At 43.4% G+C, this 18874-nt stretch carries 16 protein-coding genes; 8 read left to right on the plus strand and 8 right to left on the minus strand.

The annotated features are described in order from the left end of the window. The first annotated feature begins 13 nt into the window (after positions 1–13). The 3 genes from BQ7480_RS09260 (at position 14) to BQ7480_RS09270 (ending at position 2757) form a co-directional block, all read left to right on the plus strand. Positions 14–682, plus strand: a complete 669-nt coding sequence (locus BQ7480_RS09260; RefSeq protein WP_072542611.1) for a bifunctional 4-hydroxy-2-oxoglutarate aldolase/2-dehydro-3-deoxy-phosphogluconate aldolase — start codon at positions 14–16, stop codon at positions 680–682. Positions 683–864: 182 nt separating this feature from the next. After that, entirely contained in the window at positions 865–1959 is a 1095-nt protein-coding gene (locus tag BQ7480_RS09265; RefSeq protein WP_072542612.1) for a Nif3-like dinuclear metal center hexameric protein, read from the plus strand. Positions 1960–1965: 6 nt separating this feature from the next. Continuing rightward, complete coding sequence (locus BQ7480_RS09270; protein ID WP_072542613.1) at positions 1966–2757, plus strand: zinc ribbon domain-containing protein; 792 nt, start codon at positions 1966–1968, stop codon at positions 2755–2757. A gap of 68 nt (positions 2758–2825) precedes the next feature. Here BQ7480_RS09270 and BQ7480_RS09275 read toward each other — a convergent pair whose 3' ends face one another. Further along, on the minus strand, positions 2826–3275 hold the full coding sequence (locus BQ7480_RS09275) for a type I restriction enzyme HsdR N-terminal domain-containing protein (RefSeq protein WP_072542614.1): 450 nt from the start codon (positions 3273–3275) through the stop codon (positions 2826–2828). Positions 3276–3481: 206 nt separating this feature from the next. Here BQ7480_RS09275 and BQ7480_RS09280 point away from each other — a divergent pair, with 206 nt between their 5' ends. From BQ7480_RS09280 to BQ7480_RS09300, 5 genes are all read left to right on the plus strand, one after another. Continuing rightward, positions 3482–4258 (plus strand): AMP nucleosidase, encoded by a 777-nt coding sequence (locus BQ7480_RS09280; RefSeq protein ID WP_072542615.1) that lies wholly within the window; start codon positions 3482–3484, stop codon positions 4256–4258. A 15-nt stretch (positions 4259–4273) separates the two neighbouring features. Then, entirely contained in the window at positions 4274–5290 is a 1017-nt protein-coding gene (gene holA, locus BQ7480_RS09285) for a DNA polymerase III subunit delta (protein ID WP_072542616.1), read from the plus strand. 709 nt (positions 5291–5999) lie between these two features. Then, a complete protein-coding gene (locus BQ7480_RS09290; RefSeq protein WP_072542617.1) occupies positions 6000–6449 on the plus strand; it encodes a helix-turn-helix domain-containing protein in 450 nt (149 codons plus the stop codon). Positions 6450–6543: 94 nt separating this feature from the next. Then, on the plus strand, positions 6544–7320 hold the full coding sequence (locus BQ7480_RS09295) for a dihydroorotate dehydrogenase electron transfer subunit (protein ID WP_072542618.1): 777 nt from the start codon (positions 6544–6546) through the stop codon (positions 7318–7320). Continuing rightward, complete coding sequence (locus tag BQ7480_RS09300) at positions 7308–8219, plus strand: dihydroorotate dehydrogenase (RefSeq protein WP_072542619.1); 912 nt, start codon at positions 7308–7310, stop codon at positions 8217–8219. The genes BQ7480_RS09295 and BQ7480_RS09300 overlap by 13 nt, the downstream gene beginning before the upstream one ends. A gap of 728 nt (positions 8220–8947) precedes the next feature. Here the strand turns inward: BQ7480_RS09300 and BQ7480_RS09305 are convergent. The 7 genes from BQ7480_RS09305 to BQ7480_RS09340 all read right to left on the minus strand — a co-directional run bounded on the left by BQ7480_RS09305 (position 8948) and on the right by BQ7480_RS09340 (position 18683). Continuing rightward, complete coding sequence (locus BQ7480_RS09305; RefSeq protein WP_072542620.1) at positions 8948–9229, minus strand: helix-turn-helix domain-containing protein; 282 nt, start codon at positions 9227–9229, stop codon at positions 8948–8950. A 105-nt stretch (positions 9230–9334) separates the two neighbouring features. Then, positions 9335–10999 (minus strand): RNA-binding domain-containing protein, encoded by a 1665-nt coding sequence (locus BQ7480_RS09310; RefSeq protein WP_072542621.1) that lies wholly within the window; start codon positions 10997–10999, stop codon positions 9335–9337. Positions 11000–11001: 2 nt separating this feature from the next. Then, positions 11002–12054, minus strand: coding sequence for a DUF1848 domain-containing protein (locus tag BQ7480_RS09315; protein ID WP_007764072.1), 1053 nt, complete (start codon positions 12052–12054; stop codon positions 11002–11004). After that, positions 12041–14512, minus strand: coding sequence for a hypothetical protein (locus tag BQ7480_RS09320; protein WP_072542622.1), 2472 nt, complete (start codon positions 14510–14512; stop codon positions 12041–12043). Before BQ7480_RS09320 ends, BQ7480_RS09315 begins: the two co-directional genes overlap by 14 nt. Positions 14513–14544: 32 nt before the next feature. Further along, positions 14545–15573, minus strand: coding sequence for an ATP-binding domain-containing protein (locus BQ7480_RS09325; protein WP_004328961.1), 1029 nt, complete (start codon positions 15571–15573; stop codon positions 14545–14547). A gap of 8 nt (positions 15574–15581) precedes the next feature. After that, positions 15582–17648: an NERD domain-containing protein gene (locus BQ7480_RS09330; protein ID WP_072542623.1), complete on the minus strand. Its 2067-nt coding sequence runs from the start codon at positions 17646–17648 to the stop codon at positions 15582–15584. A gap of 546 nt (positions 17649–18194) precedes the next feature. Further along, the gene (locus BQ7480_RS09340; protein WP_072542624.1) at positions 18195–18683 is read right to left on the minus strand and encodes a hypothetical protein; all 489 of its coding nucleotides are present in this window, start codon (positions 18681–18683) and stop codon (positions 18195–18197) included. Positions 18684–18874: the final 191 nt, after the last annotated feature.

Below are 18874 nucleotides of genomic sequence, written 5' to 3' on the forward strand. Positions count from 1 at the left end.
AACCTTACAAGAAATGGCTAAATTCGATAAAATTGCGGTGTTGGACAAAATCGGTTCAACGGGTATGGTGCCTGTGTTCTATCACAAGGACGTGGAAATTGCAAAGAAAGTGGTAAAGGCTTGCTACGACGGGGGTGTACGTGCTTTTGAATTCACCAACCGTGGCGACTTCGCCCACGAAGTGTTTGCCGAAGTAGTGAAATTCGCTGCCAAGGAATGTCCGGAAATGGCAATGGGAGTGGGGTCTGTAGTAGATCCTGCCACGGCAGCCCTTTACATCCAGCTGGGTACCAACTTCGTGGTAGGCCCGCTGTTCAACCCTGAAATCGCCAAGGTGTGCAACCGCCGTCTGGTGCCTTACACTCCTGGATGCGGAAGCGTGTCTGAAGTAGGTTTCGCCCAGGAACTGGGATGCGACCTGTGCAAGATTTTCCCGGGCGACGTGCTGGGCCCGAAACTGGTGAAAGGCCTGCTGGCTCCGATGCCGTGGTCCAAACTGATGGTGACCGGCGGAGTGGAACCGACACAGGAAAACCTGACAGCATGGGTCAAAGCCGGCGTATTCTGCGTAGGCATGGGTTCCAAGCTCTTCCCGAAAGACAAGGTAGCCGCTGAAGACTGGGCATACGTGACCGACAAGTGCAAGGAAGCCTTGGGCTACATCGCCGACGCCCGCAAATAAGACAAAATTCATTTTGTTTAAAGGTGTATAAGTAGAAAGCCTCGCAATGTCCTTCACACACATTGCGGGGCTTTTTTATGCCCGCAAGCGGAAGAATATTCATGAAAAAATACAAAAACGACGCCCTCCGCATGGATATGTGGACGGAAAATCCTATCTTTGCATGAAATTTTTCGCGAAATATGAAAATTAAGGAAATTGTGAATGCCCTTGAGATATTCGCGCCTCTGCCTTTACAGGACGGATTCGACAATGCCGGACTGCAAATCGGATTGACAGACGCGGAAGCTACAGGGGCTTTGTTGTGTCTGGACGTCACGGAAGCCGTGGTAGATGAAGCCATCACGCTGGGATATAACCTGATTGTGTCCCACCATCCGCTCATCTTCAAGGGCTACAAGTCGATTACCGGACGCGATTACGTGGAGCGTTGCATCCTGAAAGCCATCAAGAACGACATCGTGATTTTCTCGATGCACACCAACCTGGACAATGCCCCGCAGGGAGTGAACTTCAAGATTGCCGAAATTATCGGACTGAAGAACCTGCGCATCCTGGAGCCGAAAGAGAACCAGCTGCTGAAACTGGTCACCTTCGTCCCCACAGCCCAGGCCGAAGAGGTGCGCCAGGCCTTGTTCGCCGCCGGATGCGGATGCATCGGCAACTACGACTCCTGCAGCTATAACCTGGAAGGAAAGGGCACTTTCCGCGCACAGCCGGGCACGCATCCTTTCTGCGGAGAAATCGGCCAGCTGCATGAGGAACAGGAGGTGCGGGTGGAGACGGTGCTTCCGGCCTACCTGAAAGGGAAGGTGCAGAAGGCCCTCATCGAGGCTCATCCTTATGAGGAGCCGGCCTACGACTTCTATCCCTTGCAGAACGAATGGGCACAAGCCGGTTCGGGACTCGTGGGCGAACTGGAAGAACCGGAAACGGAGACCGACTTCCTGCGCCGCGTGAAGAAACTGTTCGAAGTGGGCTGCGTGAAACACTCGCGCATGAGGGGACGCCTCATCCAGAAGGTAGCCCTCTGCGGAGGAGCCGGAGCCTTTCTGCTGCCCAAGGCGGTAGGCACGCACGCCGACGTCTTCCTGACAGGCGAAGTGAAATACCACGACTATTTCAGCTACGAGAACGACATACTGATAGCGGAAATAGGGCACTACGAAAGCGAACAATATACCAAAGACTTATTATATTCAATCATACGGGAGAAGTTTCCGACACTCGATGTACAGCTGACGCGTGTCAATACCAATCCCATAAAATACTTGTAGAAAACTATGGCTAAAGAAGCAAAAAAAGATCCGAATGAATTGAGTGTAGAAGAAAAGCTGAAAGCACTCTATCAGTTGCAAACCATGTTGTCGGAGATTGATAAAATCAAGACACTGAGAGGGGAGCTTCCGCTGGAAGTGCAGGACCTGGAAGACGAAGTGACCGGTCTGAGCACACGTATCGAAAAGATCAAGGGTGAGATTGAAGAGTTGAAGTCGAATGTGGCCAGCAAGAAAATCGAAATCGAAACGGCCAAGACTTCCATCGACAAGTATAAGAGCCAGCAGGACAATGTGCGCAACAACCGCGAATACGACGTGCTGACCAAGGAAATCGAATTCCAGAGCCTCGAAGTGGAACTCTGCGAAAAACGTATCAAGGAATACACCGCTGGCATCAAGGCTAAGGAAGAGGAAATCGTGAAGAGTGAACAGCTGCTCGAGGAAAGAAAGAAAGACCTGGAGGTGAAGAAGAACGAGCTGGACGAAATCGTGGCCGAAACCAAACAGGAAGAAGAAAAGCTGAGAGAAAAAGCAAAGAACCTGGAAGCTACCATCGAACCGCGTCTGCTTCAGGCTTTCAAGCGTATCCGTAAGAACTCACGCAACGGTTTGGGTATCACTTACGTGCAGCGTGACGCTTGTGGCGGTTGCTTCAACAAGATTCCGCCTCAGAAACAGCTCGACATCCGCATGCGCAAGAAAATCATCGTTTGCGAATACTGCGGACGTATCATGATTGACCCGGAACTGGCGGGTGTGGAACCGGAAAAGCATCTGGAAACAAAAATGAAATAAGTACCGGAAAAACCGGTGACTGGAAAGAAGGGATTCCTATCCGTGGGAATTCCTTCTTTTTTTATGCCTTACAAATCGGCATAGCGGGGGATGTCGGGAAGAAAATAATACGTGTTGCGCGCATAGTCGATACGGCAGCAGTAGTGACGGAGCCCGTTGCTCACCACCAGATAGTCCACCTTCAACACCATGTTGTAGCGCGTAATCTGGTCGAAGACCGCCTGCGTAATCTCCACCGTAGGAGCCTTGTACTCCACAATCATCTGCGGGGTCAGGTCGCGGCGGTAGAGCACCGTGTCGCAGCGTTTCTTCGTCCCGTTCAGGCTGATCTGTATCTCATTGGCCAGCAGCCCTTGCGGATAACCCTTTACTTCCAGCAGGAAATGCGTGAAATGCTGGCGCACCCATTCTTCCGGAGTCAGCGCCACATAGCGGCGGCGGATTACGTCGAATATCACGTGTTTTCCGTCGCGCTGCGCAATCTTGGCGTCAAAGGCGGGTAAGTTCAATACATCCATAAGCGTCCTTCTATTACGGGGCAAAGATACGCTATTTTCCTAAAACCACATAAAAGCTGAATTATTTTCCAAAATCTGCGGGTCTCCGGTGCGAGAAAATCCCGAATTCTTTTTCCTGTTTGCATTATTATTGTACATTTGCGTAAATGGAACGTGATTCCACGTTTCTGAGAAAACCTTATTGGCAACACAAATTCTGAAATCCAATGAAAACGAAAGAAGAAATAGTAGCAAACTGGCTGCCGCGCTACACCAAGCGGAAGCTGGAAGACTTCGGTGAATACATCCTGTTGACGAACTTCAACAAATACGTCGAAATCTTTGCCGAACGGTTCAACGTGCCCATCCTGGGACGCGACGCCAACATGATTTCGGCCCATGCGGAGGGAATCACCATCATCAACTTCGGGATGGGAAGCCCCAATGCAGCCATCATCATGGACCTGCTGAGTGCCGTGCACCCCAAGGCGTGCCTCTTTCTGGGCAAGTGCGGGGGTATCGACAAAAAGAACCAGATAGGCGACCTGATTCTCCCCATTGCCGCTATCCGCGGCGAAGGAACGTCGAACGACTATTATCCGCCCGAGGTACCGGCGCTTCCGGCCTTCATGCTCCAGCGTGCCGTATCGTCGGCCATCCGTGACCACTCGCGCGACTACTGGACGGGGACAATCTACACCACCAACCGCCGCATTTGGGAGCACGACGAGGAGTTCAAGAAGTACCTGCTGAAAACCCGTGCCATGGCGGTGGATATGGAGACGGCCACCTTGTTCACCACCGGATTCGCCAACCACATCCCGACGGGCGCTCTACTGCTCGTGTCCGACCAGCCCATGATTCCGGAAGGCGTGAAGACCGAACAGAGCGACTCGATGGTGACCAAGAACTTCGTCCATGAGCACGTGGAAATCGGCATCGACGCCCTGCGCATGATCATCGACGAAAAGAAAACCGTAAAACACCTGAAATTCGACTGGTAAACGAGGCGGAAGACAATGGCAAAGGAAGTCACATACGAAGAGATTGTACGCAACCTGAAGAACCGGGTCTACGCGCCTGTCTATTTTCTGATGGGCGAAGAGGATTACTACATCGACCGGATTGCCGACTACATCATCGACACCGTGCTCAACGAGACGGAAAAGGAATTCAACCTGACCGTGGCCTACGGGGCGGATACCGACGTGGCTAACGTCATCAATGCGGCCAAGCGCTACCCGATGATGTCGGAATACCAGGTGGTGGTAGTCAAGGAGGCACAGAGCCTGAAACGCCTCGACGAGCTGGCCTTCTACCTGCAGAAGCCCCAGAAATCGACCATCCTAGTGATGTGCTACAAGCACGGCAGTATCGACCGCCGGAAGAAACTGGCCGCCGAAATCGAAAAGAACGGCGTGCTCTTCGAATCGCGCAAGCTCAAGGACAGTCAGCTGCCCGGTTTCATCTCGTCGTACCTGAAGCGCCGGAAGGTGGAAATCGAGCCCAAGGCTTCGGAGATGATGGCCGAGTTCGTGGGAGCCGACCTGAACCGCATGGCGGGCGAACTGGAGAAACTCATCCTGACGCTTCCGGCAGGCATGCGCAGAATCACACCGGAACAGATAGAGCGCAACATCGGCATCAGCAAAGACTATAACAACTTCGAGCTACGGAGCGCGCTGGTAGAGAAAGACGTGCTGAAGGCCAACAAAATCATCAAGTATTTCGAGGAAAATCCCAAGAACAATCCGTTGCAGATGACGCTGGCCATCCTGTTCAATTTCTTCTCCAACCTGATGCTGGCTTATTACGCTCCCGAAAAATCCGACCAGGGAGTTGCCGCCCAGCTGGGCCTGAAAAGTCCGTGGCAAGCGAAGGATTACATGCTGGCCATGCGCCGTTATTCGGGCGTGAAGGTGATGCAGATTATCCATGCCATCCGCGAATGTGACGCCCGGTCGAAAGGCATCGGCAATCCGTCCACGCCCGACGGGGAACTGCTGCGCGACCTGATTTACTTTATCCTACACTAAATTTTCTCTCCGAAGCGGAGAAGTCACGATAAGCCCTCAAAAAAGCGGCATACATTCGGAAAATCGCCGGATGTATGCCGCTTTTTTCGTTTTCGCGAGAATTGAAAATTCCGGGGCGAAATACAAATGGACGTCAAATTTTAAATTCTCACGAGGTTTCCCTACAAACGGTCAATTACAAGTAGAATTGGAAGAAGAAAAATACAAAAGTAAACCTGCTTTCGTGTAGATTTGTATAGTTTACATTTGTACTTACTACTTTTCTACACAACAAATGTAAATATTCCGATTCGAGTAGGGGAGTGATTACACTGATACAAAGCGTTTTACAAGAATAAACCATTACATCTCTAAATGTAAACGAATAAATATAACCTTCACTTTAACCATACATAACAGACTGATTACCAGCTATAATAGAACTGATTTCCACAAATCCATTCAAGAAAAAGAAGGAATAAGACGAATAAACTTCAAATTCGGCCCAATATACACATCTATCAAACCATAAATAGCATAAAACCAGTAATATAACAATATAATATAAAGTAAATTACAATTGTATTTACACTTGTATAGAAGCAACATTGTACAAATGGAATGCGCTGTTTTACATCTGTAACGATATAAATTTAGATTTATAAATTTGCATTTCTAAATTTAAAGAATTACTTTTGTAATCAACAAACAAAGCCATTTCCATTTGTATATGAAGGACCGGATTCTAAAAATCATGCAAAAAGAGGGATTGACGAACGCCGAATTCGCCGAGAAGATTGGGATTTCCACCTCGTCACTGTCGCATATCTTCAGCGGGCGAAACAAACCGAGCCTGGAAGTCGTGATGCGCATCCACAAAGCCTGTCCGTATGTCAACATCAACTGGCTGCTCTACGGAGAAGGCGAAATGGAAGAAAGCGCTCCCGCCGTGACAGGCATGGACCTGTTCACCCAACCGCTTGAGAATCCGAAAAACACGTCCGACGAACCGGATTCTCCCGATTTTTGCAAGGAGAACGAGGTTCCCAAGGTGGTTTATCCCCCCAAAGAGATTATCAGAGAGGAAGTTAAGTACATCGAGAAACCACATCCGAAGATTACCGAAATACGCATTTTCTTCGACAACGGCACCTACGAGGTCTTCAAACCCGAAAAATAACGTCCCGCACGGGAAAAAGCATCCCCCCGGGAACTAGGCATATAAAAGGTAAATTCGTATCTTTGCGTGACAGAAACGAATTTACCTTTTTTATATGAAGAAATACATCTTAGATTTGACAGTCACCGAGAACCTTCGCCTGCACGCGAACTACGTTCTCATCAAGCTGACGCAAGAGGCTCCCTTGCCCGAAATGCTTCCGGGACAGTTCGCCGAAATCCGGGTGGACGGCTCGCCGACCACTTTCCTGCGTCGCCCCATTTCCATCAACTATGTAGATAGAGAGAAAAACGAAGTGTGGTTCCTCGTCCAGCTCGTAGGCGACGGTACCCGTAAACTGGCCACCGTAGAGAAAGGCGACACGGTGAACGTGGTGCTCCCGCTGGGCAACGGATTCACGATACCGGCTTCGCCCGACACCAAGGTGCTGCTCGTGGGCGGCGGCGTAGGTACGGCTCCCATGCTCTATCTGGGTGAAGCCCTCCTGAAACGAGGATGCAAGCCGACCTTCCTGCTGGGTGCCCGCTCGCAGAACGACCTGCTCCAGCTGGAAGAGTTCAAAGCCCTCGGCGATGTGTACACCACCACCGAAGACGGCAGCATGGGCGAAAAAGGATACGTCACCATGCACAGCGTACTGAAAGAAAAACGATTCGACCTGATCTGCACCTGCGGCCCGAAACCCATGATGGTGGCAGTGGCCAAGTATGCCAAGGCAGAAGGTATCGAATGTGAAGTGTCACTGGAAAACACCATGGCCTGCGGCGTCGGCGCCTGCCTCTGCTGCGTGGAAAAGACCGACGAGGGACATGTGTGCGTATGTAAAGAAGGTCCGGTATTTAATATAAAGAAACTATTATGGCAGATTTAAGCGTAAACATCGGTAAATTGAACATGTCGAACCCGGTCATGACTGCATCGGGTACATTCGGATATGGACTGGAGTTCCAGGATTTTGTCGACCTGGAGAAAATCGGAGGCATCATCGTGAAGGGTACCACGCTCCACCATCGGGAAGGAAACCCTTATCCGCGTATGGCCGAAACACCCATGGGTATGCTCAATGCCGTGGGACTGCAGAACAAGGGCGTGCATTATTTCGTAGACCACATCTATCCGCAGATTAAGGACATCAGTACGAACATGATTGTGAACGTGTCCGGCTCACAGGTGGAAGACTATGCCGAAACGGCTTCCATCATCAACGAACTGGAGAACATCCCGGCCATCGAGCTGAACATCTCCTGCCCGAACGTGAAGCAGGGAGGTATGGCTTTCGGTGTGACGGCCCACGGAGCAGCCGAAGTGGTGAGCGCCGTGCGCAAGGTCTACAAGAAGACTTTGATTGTGAAGCTGTCGCCCAACGTGACCGACATCACCGAGATTGCCCGTGCGGCAGAAGGTGCTGGAGCCGACAGCGTGTCGCTCATCAACACCCTGCTGGGTATGGCCATCGACGCGGAGAAGCGCCGTCCGGTGCTGTCTACCGTGACTGGCGGTATGAGCGGTGCGGCCGTGAAACCCATCGCCCTGCGCATGGTATGGCAGGTGGCCAAGGCCGTGAAGATTCCGGTAGTAGGCCTGGGCGGTATCATGAACTGGAAGGACGCCGTGGAATTCCTGCTGGCTGGTGCCACTGCCATCCAAATCGGTACGGCCAACTTCATCGACCCGGCCATCACCGTGAAAGTGGCCGAGGGCATCAACGACTATCTGGACCGTCACGGATACAGTTCCGTACGCGACATCATCGGGGCACTGGAGGTCTGAAAAACAGCCCTCTCAAAGCCCGAAAACAGGCATAAAAAAATGTCCTTGCGTTCGTCACAAAACGCAAGGACATTTTCTTTTAAACGCAAGTGCGTTTTACCTAAAACGTAAAGGCGTTTTAAATGAAACGCACTTGCGTTTTTCTAGAGGGTGAAAATCAGGCTTTTTCAAGTCTAATATGGGGAAAATACCCCCCCAAATTACGGATACGGTTGTCTGTTTATGTAATTAATCCGTTTTTATACGCTTCTGAGTTGGAACAAACCGAATACTTTTATTACTTTTGCAAAGTTCAGTTCCAGCCCTTTTCTTCTGGAAAAGCCAGAAAACTGAACAAGACATATTGAAAGGCGTTTACTACGCTTTGGTTTTGACGTTCTGAAATCCTAGGAAAATTTCAAAATTGTAAGTCAAGAACAAAGCAACGTAAATGCCCCATGGGTGTGTTATATCCATACCTGTTATGCCCGATAGCCATAAGTGTATCTGTACGCCTGTGGTGGCTTCCGGTGTAAGGGTATGTTATATATACATATCGGCGTGGGGCTTCTGCGTTGCTCGTTTCGACTTACAAGGCAACATTCCTAGGAGCCTCAGAACGTGAAGCGAGCGACAGTGCAGGGCTTCACGCTTGAACCGAATATTGTAAAATATCAATCTGATTATCAAATATTAATATCGGAAATTGTATGGTAATGATACCATATAGTTCCCGATATTTGTGAGGATTAGCCTATTCTTTCTTGTGCAACCTCAATGGCTTTCCGCTTTAATTCGTCTTCACCTTCTATAGCATCCAATACTTTGTCTGCCAACCATAGTGTAAGAAGTTCATTTTTATCAATCTTGAAATACTCAGCTAATTGTATTACTTGTGCCCGTTTAGCATATCTATCGCCACGCTCTATTTTGCTAAACATTGGAGTGTCTATTTCAAGCAAAGCTGCCAATTGCCTTTGTAGCACACCGTGTTCTTCTCTCAACTCTTTTATTTTGTCTCCTAATAACATGGTCTTTATTCTTTTGAGTTCAGTATGTGTTTCGTCGAATTTCGACGGATTTAAACATTTTCGACGGAATGGGCTGTATCTTTTCGTCGAATTTCGACGGATTGGCTATAATATAAACCAATTTCGTCCATCTGTTCTAATCAATTCCTCGGCTTTCATAACTTTCAATAGATCACCAAGGCTGCGTAGTTTTTGCTCTTCAGTCTTATTGCTAGGCATTACATCTTTGATGTATTCGTAGATGCCATCACGTTTGGCTCCATCTGATCCAGCATTCTTAAGATATTGCAAAACCATCTGTTTAATTTTGTCCTTATCAAGTCCTTTTTGCTTGGTGTAACCTTGCAATTGACGAGTGGCTTTAGCAACTCCTAAAGAAATTGTATAATTGGGAGCATCGCCCTCAATAAGTCCCCTGTTCAGCAAGTCTTTTGCAACATCTTCATGTATGAATCTGCCTTTCTGCACAGCATCGAGAGATATGCAATCCCATAATGATAGAGTGTTGTCAGTCTTCAATAAATCCGTATATCGTTTATTGATCTCGTTACCATATATGCGTACTACAACTTTCTTTTTTGCCGCATCAATCTCGTAGTCCGGCATCGGAAAGTGTCTGCGCCATTGTTCATTAAACATTTTCTTGATGCCACGACTTACGGTATCAATCATATTGAAGTCCACCATTGCCTTGCATAGGCATTCATTGCGGAAATAGGTCTGAGATTCCTCATTTCTCAAAGCATTTTCCAAAGTTCCGGGGATGAAAGTACCGGCGTTGGAATAATATAGGTAGCCGGGATTCTCAACGAAATTGACACGCTGTTGCATCGTGTAATCTTGATGAGCAATGCAGTTATGAAGTGCTTCGCGTATAGTGTAGTCATCATACTGTTTCATTGTATCTGGGAAAAGCGTACCACCAGGCATTTCACGCAAAGTCAGATTTTCAATCTTTGAGAGAATTTCATCTACTGTCAGTATGAATGGAACAGTGAAATGTTCGTAGTCCACCACATCTTGATTTGCATCCCTGCGTGTCCAAGTTACCTGAGCGACAACAGGACGCAGCTTAAAGGCTGATTCGTATTTGCCCAACAATATGATAGCGGCACGAGTGATGCTTCCATTTCTTGTCAGCCCGCATTTGCCAAGAAATGTCTGAATATCCCAAGCATTTACCTCTGATTCGGGAATACGACTATGTACCTTTTTAAACATTTTGCGGGCTTTAGCTATAGCAACTTCGTCAAGGTCATCTATCGTTGCATCAGGAACAATCTGTGCAGACCAATCTGTTTCACCAAATATTGGCTCATCAAGAATGACATTCATGCGCTCAGTGGTCGACTCCACAAGAGAATCTTCAATTCGCTGCCATGCTTTGTTATGAGCGTAAACAGGCAATTTGGGACGATGCTTGGGAATATGGACTACCCAAACTTTCTTGTTAGTGTCATCGGTAACAAACTCTTCAATATTGAGACCTTCTGTCGAAAGATTAACACATCGTTCTGTTAAACGAAGAATTGCCTTTTGCCGGTCATAGTTATAGGTATCAGTCCCGACAATTTCCAAAGAACTGTCATGTACCCCTATCACTAAATGTCCTCCTTCCATATTGGCAATAGCCGACACATATGAGATGATATCGTTTTTCTCATCCCCACAGAATGAGTTCTTTAAATTCTTGAATTCCTTCCATTCGCAACGAGCATTCTCTTGTGGATAGTTGCGAAGGAGATATTGTTGTAGTTCTGACTCTTGCATAATTATCCAATTATACTTTCACTTTCATCATTATGTTTCTCAGCATTTCTGATGACGCATTCTTTACTTGTATTGGCATAGCAGTAGACACAGAAATGACGACAAGTATTATACATGCCGATGTCTTTGCTGATCATACATCCACATACCTTACGTTGCCCTGTATCCTTTACATTACGCACCTTCTCTGGTATTGGTGGCAAATTACCAAACAAGTCTTTTTCTGGTAATTTCAATGTATGTAGATAATAGACAAGTTCCTTATCGTCAGCAAAAATGCGTTTCATCAATTCACCATCAATACAACGATTGTGTTCTATCCCGTATTTTTCGAGGTCAATATCTTCCGCACAAGTGGCGATTTCAACATCCCAACCATCTTTGTGCCAAACTTCACGAATCTTTTGAAGTCCTTCTACGATTTCTATGCGTTGAGCAAGGTTGGCTTCGGCATTCTCCACATTCTCCTTTGTAAAAAGCATAGTTTCCTTAACAAGGTTGTTTTGAACCTTGCGATAAGCTTTTACATCAACGAAACTGAATACAAGCTTATTTGTGTAACCTTTCAGTTTATTTCCAATGTGCCAAATGCGCGTCAAGAGGTCACGAGGAGCGATATTTGGCGTAATTATTAAAGGATCAAAACGCCAGATTACTTTCTCCTTACCAATCATATCAGAAAGTTTCTTGAATGTCTCAACTCTGTTTTCGACAGACGAAACATTAGGTTCAAAACCTTCTTTTACATAATCGTTGAGTGTAACCTGAAAGTAGTAGTGTATTCCTCTTTCGTCAAGCTCATGAAGGTATGGGAGGATCGGCTTTGGGTTCTTTGTCCAGAAAATCACAACCTTGCAGTTCTTGAAAGAAATATACATTTTCTGCTGGTTGAAGGGGTTATACCATGCACAATACCCTTTAGCCAAGCGGTTGAAGAACCACTTGGCATAAAAAGCAGGAATATCGGTTGAACGACTTGCAGAGACAATGACAGGAGCTGTAGCTTCTACTTGTTCACCTGTATCGTTCGTGATAATAATTTTACCTGTTGGCATAACGATTAAATAAATCTTGCATTAACTGCTCAAAGTACTGTTTATTCTCATAAGTTCCCTCTACGATAGGAGGATAACCACCTTTATCATAAAAGCACCAATGCTTAAAATGATCAATGGTTGATCTATTATCTATAGGGTTATCCAATGGATTAGAATAGTATTTACCACCAGGAGCATAACCTTTTTGAAATGTTATTACCTTTCTGGAAAGCGTTTCTCGCATTTTTATAGGTAGGTAGTTTCTTGAAAGGATAAAATAGTTAACATTTGCATCTTCTACAAATTTAGATGATGTTGGATGTATTGGTCTCAGGTTTCGCTTTTCAACACCATCCTGCGAAATAACATTATTTCCTTGTGGTTGTGGATACGAAGTCATATTTAAACTTTTAATACTTGAAATCAGTTTCTCAATCTTCTTATATGCAGCATCAGTTGGTTTCAAGAAGTTGTCAAGGATGCTCAAGAACGCTTCTGGATCTTGCCTTTTACTCTCAAGTTCTATAGCTTTATCAATATTTTCTTTTTGGGTCTTTAAACCTTCTTTACCTACAATCGAATAAATTTTACTACGGAATTGTTCTGGTGTATAAGCACCCTCATCTCCTGCAAAATTAACAGCATCAAGAGCTTTGTACGCTTTAGTTGTAGTAATACGTGAGAAACTACTAAAAATATACATAAAAGCTTTAGGACTTTGAACTATATTTTCAAGTTTAACAGCCTTATTTACCGCCTCAACAACTTTCTGCTGTTTTACAACTTTTGACTCTACATTATTTTGATTCTCAATAATCTTAGATCCCAACTGACTTTCTACAATAACTGAAGTATTATTGCTCGCTTTGGGTAAGACAGCATCCTTTATTTCTATTCCATTAAGCATTCGCCAAACATTACTTGCAAATGATTGATAATAATCCTTATTGCCATTTATCAATACAGACGTAAATGTCTTTGGCAGAGACGTAAAACCTCTTGTGGCACCATAGATGCCATAAGCTAACTTATAATTACAGAATCCTACTTGTACAAGGTACTCTACCAAACGATCAATGTTATCGCCTTTCTGACAGAATGCAGCAAACGATGAAAGTACATCATTTTCAATAGCGAATAAGTCAAAGGCGGAGTTCTCCTGGAAATGATTAAGTAATGCTCCAACATAAGCAGATGCAGGATTTGAGTCCCATTTATCTCCAAGCATGTTCCTTAGAATCATACCTCCATTATATGCCTGTGCCAAAGGTTCTTCTACGCCATTTTCTTCCATTACAGATTTGTACTCTGCCATAAACTGGGAGCAAATAAGGTTCTTATAGAAAGAACTTTGGTAAGATGTGTCCAAAATATGCAAAGACAGATTATCATCAACATTCAGCAATTCCTCAATGGCATACTTTTCACGTTGAGCATTATCTTTTGCTTCCAATTTACGAATGGCGCTATTCATATTGTCTATGACACGAGAAAACGTCTCTGGGGAAACATACTCTAAACAACTCCACAATTCGTTTGCATCATAGACTCTACGAAGAGGAAGTTTGTTACAGAATGCGTCATAAACACCCCAGTAGTGCAAAAGATTCTTGGCATCTTTTGTAGAAAGACCTTGCGGATTGTCAGACAATTTTAACTCTAATAAATTTTTGTTCCAAATGGTATCTTCATCTATTGAAGAATAGATTTCATTAAACTCTCTGATTCCATTCAAGATAGCATCGTCTTGTGCCTGAGTGGGTCTTTTATCAGGAGAATTTACAACAGCAGAAAGCGTGTTACGAAGTTTTCTTGACAAAGCTTTCAATTTGCCAACCTCGTTGCTGACCGAGCTATTAGCACCTATTAGATAACAATAAATGAAACCTTTAATTCTGTCTAGCAGAACGTCTCTACTAACATCTATAGGTTCATTCTTGATCTTGAAATTTACATATGAAAGATTCCATAAGAAATCATCTTTGTCAGATTGAGTAAATAAATCTTTGGCAACGCCAAAAAATGTTTTTTTCTCTTTGGGTTTAACATCTATGTTAGGAGCATAAAGCTTATAGAACTTATTCTCTAGGCTTTGTTCTGCCTTTGACAATACACCCTGATGCTCCTGATAACTATTAAAATAGATACGACAATGAAAAGGGTTAAGGTTGATGGTATGATAGCAGAGATAGGTCTCTACTCCGTCATGTTCCTTAGCCTTCTCAAAGAATCCATCTTTATAGTCATCAGTTTCTATCTCAATAACCATAGGATAGTTCTCAAGGTCATTTTCTTCAATCTCGAACCTTGGATATTTACTGTACAATATTATTACTTGTTCTTTGTCGTTCGCGCAGACAGGATAGAAGCGTTTGTTACCAAAGCCGCGTCTTGCGTAAAATCCTAAGGGCGAAATTGACTCTGAAGACAATATGTTATTGAAATTCAGAGTACAGGTCGGTATGTATAATTTCATAATTATCCTCGTTTTTTAGGAGTTGACAAACCTCATAGTGTTAATTTGGGGCCACTTGTAAGACTCGTATCATAAAGTGAAGTAGGTACATCATCAAAAAGACTGGAAAGATTGCCTGAGTGCATTATATACAAAGCTCGATAGGTTCTTGTCACGGCCACATATAGTGGATTTCGGTTTGCATCGTCTTCAACAGTACATTCAGGAATGAAAACATGTTCAAATTGAAGTCCTTTTGAACTATGGTAGGTCATCATCTTTGGATTGTCTGAAGAAAAATCTAGATCCATAAACTGCCCATACTTAGCTTCAACGTTTACACCATGATTCTTGAAATATTCATATGCACGCTCTACTTCATCATTGTGTCTAAATAGGATGCCGACATCCTCCATGTTTTTGTTTTGAATAAGCGAAATGATGGCATCATACTGTTCAGTAATGTTATTATACTTGATAATCTTTGGTTTTTCAACACCCTCTTCAGTACAACGCTCTTCAAGTTCGTCACTTTCGGAATTTAGATACTGTGCAAGACGGGCTATCTTTTTGGGTAATCGATGATTGAACACAAGCTGTTCGACAGGGAACTTAGTAAAATACTGTATATCCTCCATTGAAACAGTTTGCTTATCTTTAATAAAAGTATAAAGTTGTTGAGCCGAGTCACCATACAACAATAATGCTTTTTTTGCCTTAGAACGGAATAGTTCTATATCCTCTTTGGAAAAATCTTGTGCTTCATCCACAATAATATAATCAGCACTTGGACATCCAGCTCTATTCTGCCAATGCCAATGATAATCAACATTTCGTTGTGGAATACCTACCTGTGAAATGCCATCAGCCATATATTGCATTAGTGCTTTAGTGAACACAATGTAAAGATAGGTACCCTTATGCTCATCTTGTATCTGTTTTGCCTTCCACAAGGCAAGAATGGACTTTCCACTACCTGCACAACCCTTAACAATGTAGGAGTTATCTGTTTTCTTGTTAATCACCTTTACCTGGTAATCATCAAGTTCGGAATCTTTAACGTAAAAACTTCTCTTAGCCATGATTAGATTTATAGATTTATGTTGAAACTATCAATTGTTATTTCATTGTCTTTTGAATGGCTGCAAATTGCCAAATCATCATTTTGCATGTATTTGGTGGGGTGTATGACGTGGATAAGGTTTGCTGTTTCCATTCCTTGCATGATAGCTGTCTTAAGCGGTTTCTTACACAGCACTCGATAACACACCCTACTTTCGTCATTTGATTTGTGAGAATGACTTACGCTGAATGTTTGCTGCATAAAGCAAAAGTCTCTACATTCATCATGACAAGCACACGACAACGGTAAAAGCGTCTCAATGGTTCTGCTTTTACGAACATAGTCATTTATTGCATTATTCATCAATTGAGGATAGAAGTATCCTGAATGTTCGTCTTTAGTTGTTACATCAAGCATTATAAGCAAACCGTTTTCATGAAGAAAAGCCGTAAGTTTCTTTGCCATTATTGCGTATGCATTTGTTGGTAGGACTTCTTTAGAAATTAACTCACAAACCATCTTGTCACAGAGGATAAAATGATAATCGTTCTTTCCGAATGCAAGTTTTACCACGTCTTCAATAGTGCCTAACGTCTGGCTAAATACACTTAGTTCGACTTGTATATTTTTATTAGGGTTACACTCTACTAAATCCTTGAGTATGGCTAAAGCACCATCATTGCCATCTATTGCTGTGATACTTATCTTTGTATGAGGTAAATGTCTTCCAATTGCTGTAATCAAGCCAAGAATTTCCCCACCCGTACCGCAACCGTAATCCAATACACTAATCTCATCTTGTTCCAACGTTTTCTTCAGGCATTTATTCTGCAAAAGATTATCAGCAATACAAAACATTTCTGCATAACTACGAGGAAAGTAAGTACCAAGATAGACTTTAAGTTCTTCTTCGTTGAGATCAAGATTATACTCATAACGCTCATGCTCTGGAGCATAAATAGCTTGATGGTCATTGAAAATCTTTTTGTCAAGCCAATGTGGCAGAATCGTCTTTGACTTTCGGAAACAAACGTTCGAATTAGTATTTGACAGTTCTTTTGATTGATGTTCTTCGACAACGCCAGATGAATTGTCACTTTCGGTTGCAATTCTCTCGCCTTCTTCCCAAAAGATTGTAGAAGATGAAATGGCTTTAACAGCATGATTAGTGAACTTTGCGAGTTTTGCACAATGTTCACCGATGCCATCTGCATTTATTGTAACAACATATTCTTGAGTTAACCTTATTCCGTGTGCTGCAAAAGATGAAGATGCCCTTGTGCTGTCAAGCACCTTGACTGTAAAATTGTCGAGCTTGAGCGATAATTTTACTATCCTTTTCACAAAATTCGAAAGTGCAATACTATTTTCGTCCTCGGCAATAAAAGAATCAAAGTTTAATATTACCTCTTTTTTCTTTTGTTTTTTCTCTTCAGTGTGGGGCTCGTACTTCTTTATATCTTCGAACAACTCTATTTTCTCAATTGGCTCTGCTGGTTTATCATAAGTAGCATTGCTGAATTCCGTCAGATAGAAGGGATTTAGGTTGAGAGTTTCCGCAAGTTTAACGATTCCGAGTGGGTCAAGGTCGGTGTGAGGACAAGTGATGTCATCCAACTTTTCAATGAAATGTTCGCTATCAGTAATGTGAAGCCAAGACCTGTTGGTGGCACTTAAATTGTTTTCCAATTCAATGGGTTGATGAAATATAATAAGATGGGGGACATCCTTGATTTGATTCTTTTCAACCCCCAAGACTTTAAGTTCTTTCTTAACTGTCGAATGGTTTATTCGTGCTTGTTGGAGGGCTGTTTTTCTTGAGCCTCCCTTGATGGTTTTTCCATCGCAAGTCCATTCTCCGTTTTCATTGGCAACAACTTTGCCACCATAATTCTTAAATTCGATTGAGATGATAGCATCCTTCTTGATAAACAACGCATCTAATTCACATCCAATATTATAGTTGCCTACGAACACACAGAATTCATTCGAATCCTCATAGTGAGCTTTGAGTTGCTCACAGAGAAACCGAAACTGCTCACGTTCTGCTGTTGTGTCAAAGTTTCCGACTCTGAATGTTAAAAGTCCTCCCATTACAAAATATCAATACTATTTTTGTAAACTAAATGATCTTTGTTCCTGTGTTGACTTTTTCGTTTAAGAATTGTCAGTTTCGACTACAAAGGTACAAAAAATATAGCAAACACTTGTATGTATAGATATGAATTTGCAATAAATATATTTACTATCAATCAACTATCTTCGTTTTACCGAAGTATGCTTCTTTGCTGCGTTATCATTCCACGGTAGGTCAGACGATGAGCCACCAGATCCAGTACCAACATGAACCTCTGCCGGTCCTCCGGCGGCAAGGATAAAAGCTGTACCCAATAGTTCTGCCTGCTTTCCATTTACCTGCTCCTGTGGCTCGAATACGGTATTGACAAATTCCTCATCTGTGATCTGGCCGTTGAAATGTCTTTGGGCCACATCATAGTCTATCTGGAATTTGATGTTCTCAAAAAGCTCATCACCGACCCGTGTCCAGATGTGGAGCGACGGATTCCGACAGTTTGAGACATTGACACGTACAAGCTCATAAAATCAAGACACTAATGGTTATATGTTTCAACACCATCATTACCTCAAGCGTAATGAACTATTATAAATACAATCTTCCCAATATGAAGGTACATACAATATATTATAACCAGCCAACATAATTGCCCCCATTTCCAAGTCTTTAAAAGTAATAGTTAAACCTTCCTTGATTATCATATAAAACTTTTCCAATTTTTCATCTGACAATCCTTTATTATTAAAGTATTTAAAGGTATTATTATAAATATATCTAAGAGATTGAATAACAGACTTATCGCTTCCAATATATAAATAATCATCCCCATAGTCTAACAAATAGGAAAAGATAGCATTACGAATTAAAGGATTTAATTCTTTCATTTCATTATCAGAAAGGTATGCTACATGAAAGTCTTCTATCTGATTTCGTAAATATGCTGCAATCGATTTTGCTAATTGATTTTGATTACCAATCAATTCTTTACCTTTCAGAATAAGCACTTCACTTGCAGACTGATGCTCATTAAAAAGAATATTATCTAAAGCCATAAAAATCAAATTATTCCAAGTAATTAATCTTTACAAAGATAAGAATTTCACTTTAAAATATAATATTTCCCTAGAAGACAATAACATATCAACTGAAAAAACTATAGCTATAATTTTCATGCTATTCTCGTCATATTCTGACGAGAATAATCCGTTTATTCGCGTCAAAACGTATGAGGCCGCATTAAGAG

Source organism: Bacteroides mediterraneensis (genome assembly GCF_900128455.1).
Classification (GTDB): domain Bacteria; phylum Bacteroidota; class Bacteroidia; order Bacteroidales; family Bacteroidaceae; genus Phocaeicola; species Phocaeicola mediterraneensis.

What these genes read in the sequence shown, in the direction of transcription:
- BQ7480_RS09310 (WP_072542621.1), bottom strand. Translation starts at nt 10,999, where the DNA reads ATGCAAGAGTCAGAACTACAACAATATCTCCTTCGCAACTATCCACAA.
- BQ7480_RS09325 (WP_004328961.1), bottom strand. Translation starts at nt 15,573, where the DNA reads ATGGCTAAGAGAAGTTTTTACGTTAAAGATTCCGAACTTGATGATTAC.
- BQ7480_RS09300 (WP_072542619.1), top strand. Translation starts at nt 7,308, where the DNA reads ATGGCAGATTTAAGCGTAAACATCGGTAAATTGAACATGTCGAACCCG.
- BQ7480_RS09275 (WP_072542614.1), bottom strand. Translation starts at nt 3,275, where the DNA reads ATGGATGTATTGAACTTACCCGCCTTTGACGCCAAGATTGCGCAGCGC.
- BQ7480_RS09315 (WP_007764072.1), bottom strand. Translation starts at nt 12,054, where the DNA reads ATGCCAACAGGTAAAATTATTATCACGAACGATACAGGTGAACAAGTA.
- BQ7480_RS09265 (WP_072542612.1), top strand. Translation starts at nt 865, where the DNA reads ATGAAAATTAAGGAAATTGTGAATGCCCTTGAGATATTCGCGCCTCTG.
- BQ7480_RS09290 (WP_072542617.1), top strand. Translation starts at nt 6,000, where the DNA reads ATGAAGGACCGGATTCTAAAAATCATGCAAAAAGAGGGATTGACGAAC.
- holA (WP_072542616.1), top strand. Translation starts at nt 4,274, where the DNA reads ATGGCAAAGGAAGTCACATACGAAGAGATTGTACGCAACCTGAAGAAC.
- BQ7480_RS09295 (WP_072542618.1), top strand. Translation starts at nt 6,544, where the DNA reads ATGAAGAAATACATCTTAGATTTGACAGTCACCGAGAACCTTCGCCTG.
- BQ7480_RS09320 (WP_072542622.1), bottom strand. Translation starts at nt 14,512, where the DNA reads ATGAAATTATACATACCGACCTGTACTCTGAATTTCAATAACATATTG.
- BQ7480_RS09305 (WP_072542620.1), bottom strand. Translation starts at nt 9,229, where the DNA reads ATGTTATTAGGAGACAAAATAAAAGAGTTGAGAGAAGAACACGGTGTG.
- BQ7480_RS09270 (WP_072542613.1), top strand. Translation starts at nt 1,966, where the DNA reads ATGGCTAAAGAAGCAAAAAAAGATCCGAATGAATTGAGTGTAGAAGAA.
- BQ7480_RS09280 (WP_072542615.1), top strand. Translation starts at nt 3,482, where the DNA reads ATGAAAACGAAAGAAGAAATAGTAGCAAACTGGCTGCCGCGCTACACC.
- BQ7480_RS09260 (WP_072542611.1), top strand. Translation starts at nt 14, where the DNA reads ATGGCTAAATTCGATAAAATTGCGGTGTTGGACAAAATCGGTTCAACG.
- BQ7480_RS09330 (WP_072542623.1), bottom strand. Translation starts at nt 17,648, where the DNA reads ATGGGAGGACTTTTAACATTCAGAGTCGGAAACTTTGACACAACAGCA.
- BQ7480_RS09340 (WP_072542624.1), bottom strand. Translation starts at nt 18,683, where the DNA reads ATGGCTTTAGATAATATTCTTTTTAATGAGCATCAGTCTGCAAGTGAA.